This window comes from Mesorhizobium sp. P5_C1 (genome assembly GCF_054049815.1).
Genome location: NZ_JBFULQ010000367.1, coordinates 1 through 5,793 on the forward strand (window position 1 = coordinate 1; position 5,793 = coordinate 5,793).

Sequence of the window (5,793 nt, forward strand, 5' to 3'; positions counted from 1 at the left end):
CATCATCGTGGTGTCGATCAAGGAAGCCATCCCGCGCGGCCGCGTGAAGAAGGGCGATGTGATGAAGGCGGTCGTGGTTCGCACGGCCAAGGACATCCGCCGCCCGGACGGCAGCGTGATCCGTTTCGACAAGAACGCAGCCGTTCTCGTCGACAACAAGAAAGAGCCGATCGGCACGCGTATCTTCGGACCGGTTCCGCGCGAACTTCGCGCCAAGAACCACATGAAGATCATCTCGCTCGCGCCAGAAGTGCTGTAAGGAGCCGGACCAATGCAAAAGATTAGAAAAGGCGACAAGGTCGTCGTGCTGGCCGGCAAGGACAAGGGCCGTTCGGGCGAAGTCCTCTCGGTTCAGCCGAAGGAAGACACCGCGCTGGTGCGCGGCGTCAACATGATCCGTCGTCACCAGAAGCAGTCCCAGTCCCAAGAGGGCGGGATCATCACCAAGGAAGCGCCGATCCAGCTGTCGAACATCGCGCTGGCCGACCCTAAGGATGGCAAGCCGACCCGCGTCGGCTTCATCTTCCAGAAGGACGGCAAGAAGGTGCGCGTCGCCAAGCGCTCGGGAGAAGTCATCAATGGCTAAGGCTCAAACCACGAAGCCCAAGGCTGAAAGCAAGCAGTCCAAGGCTCAGAACACGCCGCGCCTCAAGCAGGTCTACAACGAGACCATCCGCAAGGCGCTGCAGGAGCAGTTCGGCTACGACAACGAGATGCAGGTTCCGCGCATCGACAAGATCGTGCTGAACATGGGCGTTGGCGAAGCGACCGGCGATTCGAAGAAGCCTTCGATCGCGGCCGAAGACCTGGCGATGATCGCCGGCCAGAAGGCCGTCGTCACCCGCGCCCGCAACTCCATCGCCGGCTTCAAGGTCCGCGAGAAGATGCCGATCGGCGCCAAGGTCACGCTACGCAAGGAACGCATGTACGAGTTCCTCGACCGCCTCGTGAACATCGCACTGCCACGCGTCCGCGACTTCCGCGGGCTCAATCCGAAGAGCTTCGATGGCCGTGGCAACTACGCCATGGGCATCAAGGAACACATCGTGTTCCCGGAGATCAACTACGACAAGGTTGATCAGATCTGGGGCATGGACGTCATCGTTTGTACGACTGCGAAGACGGACGACGAAGCCAGGGCTTTGCTCAAGGCTTTCAACTTCCCCTTCCGCCAGTAACGGCAGCGAGAAAAGGAAAAATCTGAAATGGCAAAGACCAGCTCAGTCGAGAAGAACAACAGGCGCCGCAAGCTTGCCGACCAGTACGGTCCCAAGCGCGCTGCGCTGAAGGCGATCATCATGGACCAGTCCAAGCCGATGGAAGAGCGTTTCCGCGCTCAGCTCAAGCTTGCCGCCATGCCGCGCAACTCGGCCAAGATCCGCATCCGCAACCGCTGCGAAGTCACCGGCCGTCCGCGCGCCTACTATCGCAAGCTCAAAGTATCGCGCATCGCGCTCCGTGATCTCGGCAACAACGGCCAGATCCCGGGCCTGGTCAAGTCGAGCTGGTAAGGAGGACATAACATGTCATTGAGCGATCCTCTCGGCGATATGCTGACCCGCATCCGCAACGCCTACGGCCGCAAGAAGTCGAGCGTCTCGACGCCGGCCTCGCGCCTGCGTACCCGCGTCCTCGACGTGCTGAAGGCTGAAGGCTATATCCGCGATTACAGCCAGACCGACTTCGACAACGGCAAGTCCGAAATCGAGATCGAGCTGAAGTATTTCGACGGCGCACCCGTCGTGCGCGAAATCGCCCGCGTTTCGAAGCCTGGCCGCCGCGTCTACGTTTCGGCCAAGTCGATTCCGCACGTCGCCAACGGCCTCGGCATCGCCATCCTTTCGACACCGAAGGGCGTGATGGCCGACCACGAAGCGCGTGAACAGAACGTCGGTGGTGAAATCCTCTGCCAGATCTTCTGATCTGGCGTGATCGGAAAAATTGGAATCCGGTCTTCGGGGTCATGCCCGAAGACAGAGACCTGAAACAAGAGAAGTGACGAGGACAACAAAATGTCTCGTATTGGAAAGAAACCCGTTTCGCTGCCGCAGGGCGTGACCGCGACCGTCAACGGCCAGACCGTGACGGCGAAGGGCCCCAAGGGCGAGCTGAAGTTCGTGGTGAACGAAGAAGTGCTGGTCAAGATGGAAGGTAGCGAGATCGCTGTCCAGCCGCGCGACCAGACCAAGACGGCGCGCTCCAAGTGGGGCATGTCGCGCACGCAGATCGTCAACATCCTGCAGGGTGTGAAGGACGGCTTCGAGAAGAAGCTCGAGATCACCGGCGTCGGCTATCGCGCCGCCATGCAGGGCAAGAACCTGCAGCTGGCACTTGGCTTCAGCCATGACGTCGTCTACGAGACGCCGGCGGGCATCACGATCGCTGTGCCGAAGCCGACGGAAATCACCGTGACCGGCATCGATAAGCAGCAGGTCGGCCAGGTTGCCGCCGAGATCCGCGAATACCGTGGTCCCGAGCCCTACAAGGGCAAGGGCGTCCGCTACGCTGGCGAGAAGATCGTCCGCAAGGAAGGCAAGAAGAAGTAGTGGGCATGGCCCCGAAAAGTTGCAGACTTTTCGGAAAGGGCCAAGCCAAAGAAGTGTAACGCCGCGGGGAGCGGTCGCGGGAGGCGCTTTCGCCTACCGCATATGGCGGCCCCCGTTTTTTGAAGGCAAGGAAGACTATCATGGGTACCAAGGAATCCACGCAGCGCCGTGCGCAGCGCGTCCGTCGCCAGATCAAGAAGGTCGCCGGCGAGCGTCCGCGTCTGTCGGTTCACCGCACGTCGAAGAACATCTATGTGCAGGTCATCGACGACGCCAAGGGCCACACCATCGTCGCTGCCTCGACGCTTGAGAAGGACCTCAAGGGTTCGCTCAAGACCGGCGCCGACACTGCCGCTGCCGCCGCGATCGGCAAGCTGATCGCCGAGCGCGCCACCAAGGCCGGTGTCAAGGAAGTCGTCTTCGACCGCGGCGCCTACATCTATCACGGCCGCGTCAAGGCGCTCGCCGAGGCCGCCCGTGAAGGTGGTCTGAGCTTCTAAATCTAAGGAATTTCGCCCCCGGTGACTCCACAGCGGCGCCGGATCTTATCAGCAACCGTGCTTCCGGAAAAAAACAAGGAACAGGATATGGCACAGGAACGTAGGGATGGCGGCCGCGGCCGCGATCGTGAAGAACGCGATGACGGCATGGTGGACAAGCTCGTCCACATCAACCGCGTCGCGAAGGTCGTCAAGGGCGGCCGTCGCTTTGGTTTTGCAGCACTCGTCGTCGTCGGCGACCAGAAGGGCCGTGTCGGCTTTGGTCACGGCAAGGCGCGCGAAGTGCCGGAAGCTATCCGCAAGGCAACTGAATCGGCCAAGCGCGACATGATCTTCGTGCCGCTGCGCTCGGGTCGTACGCTGCACCACGACGTCGAAGGCCGCTGGGGCGCTGGACGCGTTCTGCTGCGCGCTGCCAAGCAAGGTACCGGCATCATCGCCGGTGGCCCGATGCGCGCCGTCTTCGAGACGCTCGGCATGCATGACGTGGTCGCCAAGTCGATGGGTTCGTCGAACCCCTACAACATGGTTCGCGCCACCTTCGACGCGCTGAAGAGCCAGATGCATCCCAAGGATGTAGCTGCTGCTCGTGGCATCAAGTATTCGACCCTTCAGGCCCGCCGCGGCACCGCCGTTGCGGCTGAAGAATAGTCGATCTGACCAGGGATTTTGACCATGGCCAAGAAAGCAACAAAGACCGTCACCGTTGAGCAGATCGGCTCGCCGATCCGCCGCCCGAAGGAACAGYGCGCGACGCTGGTCGGGCTCGGCCTCAACAAGATGCACAAGCAGCGCACGCTGGAAGATACACCCTCCGTGCGCGGCATGATCGCTGCCGTCCAGCATCTCGTCCGCGTCGTGGACGAGGGCTGAGCCAGAGCGCAGGAGAACCCAGATGAAACTCAACGATCTGCGTGACAAGGACGGCGCGACGCACTCCAAGAAGCGTCTCGGCCGTGGCATCGGCTCCGGCTCCGGCAAGACCGGCGGTCGCGGCGTCAAGGGCCAGAAGGCGCGCTCCGGTGTCGCCATCAACGGCTTCGAGGGTGGCCAGATGCCGCTCTACAGGCGTCTGCCGAAGCGTGGCTTCAACAACATCTTCGCCAAGAGCTTCACCGTCGTCTCGCTGGCCCGTATCCAGGTGGCCATCGACGCCAAGAAGCTCGACGCCAAGGCAACCGTGACGGCTGAATCGCTGGTCGCTGCCGGCGTAATCCGCCGCGTCAAGGACGGCGTGCGCATCCTCTCGGACGGCGAGATCAAGGCGAAGCTCGCCTTTGACGTCGCCGGCGCCTCCAAGGCCGCGATCGAGAAGATCGAGAAGGCCGGCGGCTCGGTCAAGTTGCCGGAAAAGGCAGCTGCCGAGTAACGGCAATTTGAAGCGCGAGCGGGATCCGTTTTGCTCACGATCGTGCTTTGATCTGCTCAATTAGGCGGCCGCGTCAACGCGGCCGCTTGCATGTTTAGAGCCCGGAGCTTATCTCGTGAGCTTCGGTGAAACGCGCCGCCTGAGCTCAAGGGCCATCAAGCGTTACCAAGCGGAGAATCAGGCATGGCTTCGGCTGCTGAACAACTAGCCTCGAATCTGAATTTCTCGGCCTTCGCCAAAGCGGAGGACCTGAAGAAACGCATCTGGTTCACCATCGGCGCGTTGCTTGTCTATCGCCTCGGCACCTATATTCCGCTTCCCGGCATCAATCCCGACGCCTTCGCTCAGGCCTTCTCATCGCAGAGCAAGGGCGTGCTCGGCATGTTCAACATGTTCGCCGGCGGCGCCGTGCAGCGCATGGCGATCTTTGCGCTCGGCATCATGCCTTACATCTCCGCCTCCATCATCATGCAGCTGATGACGTCGGTTATCCCGTCGCTGGAAGCGCTGAAGAAGGAAGGCGAACAGGGCCGCAAGGTCATCAACCAATACACGCGCTACGGCACCGTGCTGCTTGCGCTGGTTCAGGCCTATGGCATTTCGGTCGGCCTGGAGGGCGGCAACGGCATCGTCAGCGATCCCGGCATGTTCTTCCGTATCTCGACCGTCGTCACCCTGGTCGGCGGCACSATGTTCCTGMTSTGGCTGGGCGARCAGATCACCRSCCGCGGCATCGGCAACGGCATCTCGMTGATCATCTTCTCCGGGATCGTCGCCGGCCTGCCGCATGCCATCTCCGGCACGCTGGAGCTTGGCCGTACCGGCGCGCTGTCGACCGGCCTGATCCTGGCGATCATCGTGCTGGCCGTTGTCGTCATCGCCTTGATCGTGTTCTTCGAGCGCGCCCAGCGCCGCTTGCTGATCCAGTATCCGAAGCGCCAGGTCGGCAACCGCATGTTCCAGGGCGATACCTCGCATCTGCCGCTGAAGCTCAACACGTCAGGCGTCATTCCGCCGATCTTCGCGTCGTCGCTGCTGTTGCTGCCGGCCACCGTCGCCGGCTTCTCGCAGACGACCAACATGCCGGCCTGGGCCAGCACCGTGCTGGCGTCGCTCGGCCACGGCCAGCCGCTCTACATGGCATTCTACGCGGCGATGATTGTGTTCTTCGCCTTCTTCTACACTGCGATTGTCTTCAACCCGAAGGACACCGCCGACCAGCTCAAGAAGCATTCGGGGTTCATCCCGGGCTATCGTCCGGGCGAGCGCACCGCCGATTACATCGACTACGTTCTCACCCGCATCACCGTCGTCGGCGCCATCTATCTGGTGCTGGTGTGCTTGCTGCCGGAGTTCCTGATCTCGGCGACTGGCGTAC

At 61.8% G+C, this 5,793-nt stretch carries 11 protein-coding genes; all 11 read left to right on the forward strand.

The features are described 5' to 3' along the window. Positions 1-259 (forward strand): 50S ribosomal protein L14 (rplN, locus tag ACXJ7R_RS23215; RefSeq protein WP_457153889.1); only part of this gene is annotated, 259 nt, incomplete at its 5' end. 12 nt (positions 260-271) lie between these two features. Continuing rightward, positions 272-586 carry a 50S ribosomal protein L24 gene (gene rplX, locus ACXJ7R_RS23220; protein WP_013531428.1) on the forward strand — a complete coding sequence of 105 codons (315 nt, stop codon included), beginning with the start codon at positions 272-274 and terminating at the stop codon, positions 584-586. Beyond that, positions 579-1,178, forward strand: a complete 600-nt coding sequence (gene rplE / locus ACXJ7R_RS23225; protein WP_095089681.1) for a 50S ribosomal protein L5 — start codon at positions 579-581, stop codon at positions 1,176-1,178. The genes rplX and rplE overlap by 8 nt, the downstream gene beginning before the upstream one ends. A gap of 27 nt (positions 1,179-1,205) precedes the next feature. Next, on the forward strand, positions 1,206-1,511 hold the full coding sequence (gene rpsN / locus ACXJ7R_RS23230; protein WP_013895695.1) for a 30S ribosomal protein S14: 306 nt from the start codon (positions 1,206-1,208) through the stop codon (positions 1,509-1,511). 12 nt (positions 1,512-1,523) lie between these two features. Beyond that, positions 1,524-1,922: a 30S ribosomal protein S8 gene (rpsH, locus tag ACXJ7R_RS23235; RefSeq protein WP_006205453.1), complete on the forward strand. Its 399-nt coding sequence runs from the start codon at positions 1,524-1,526 to the stop codon at positions 1,920-1,922. Between the two features lie 90 nt (positions 1,923-2,012). Then, the gene (gene rplF, locus ACXJ7R_RS23240; protein ID WP_095089683.1) at positions 2,013-2,546 is read left to right on the forward strand and encodes a 50S ribosomal protein L6; all 534 of its coding nucleotides are present in this window, start codon (positions 2,013-2,015) and stop codon (positions 2,544-2,546) included. Positions 2,547-2,686: 140 nt separating this feature from the next. Beyond that, positions 2,687-3,046, forward strand: coding sequence for a 50S ribosomal protein L18 (gene rplR, locus ACXJ7R_RS23245; RefSeq protein WP_023757972.1), 360 nt, complete (start codon positions 2,687-2,689; stop codon positions 3,044-3,046). A gap of 87 nt (positions 3,047-3,133) precedes the next feature. After that, positions 3,134-3,697 carry a 30S ribosomal protein S5 gene (gene rpsE / locus ACXJ7R_RS23250; protein ID WP_006333394.1) on the forward strand — a complete coding sequence of 188 codons (564 nt, stop codon included), beginning with the start codon at positions 3,134-3,136 and terminating at the stop codon, positions 3,695-3,697. Positions 3,698-3,721: 24 nt separating this feature from the next. Then, the gene (rpmD, locus tag ACXJ7R_RS23255) at positions 3,722-3,919 is read left to right on the forward strand and encodes a 50S ribosomal protein L30 (RefSeq protein ID WP_457153890.1); all 198 of its coding nucleotides are present in this window, start codon (positions 3,722-3,724) and stop codon (positions 3,917-3,919) included. A 22-nt stretch (positions 3,920-3,941) separates the two neighbouring features. Then, positions 3,942-4,415, forward strand: coding sequence for a 50S ribosomal protein L15 (gene rplO / locus ACXJ7R_RS23260; protein ID WP_027028844.1), 474 nt, complete (start codon positions 3,942-3,944; stop codon positions 4,413-4,415). Positions 4,416-4,598: 183 nt separating this feature from the next. Continuing rightward, a partial coding sequence (gene secY / locus ACXJ7R_RS23265; protein WP_457153891.1) for a preprotein translocase subunit SecY occupies positions 4,599-5,793 on the forward strand: 1,195 nt, incomplete at its 3' end.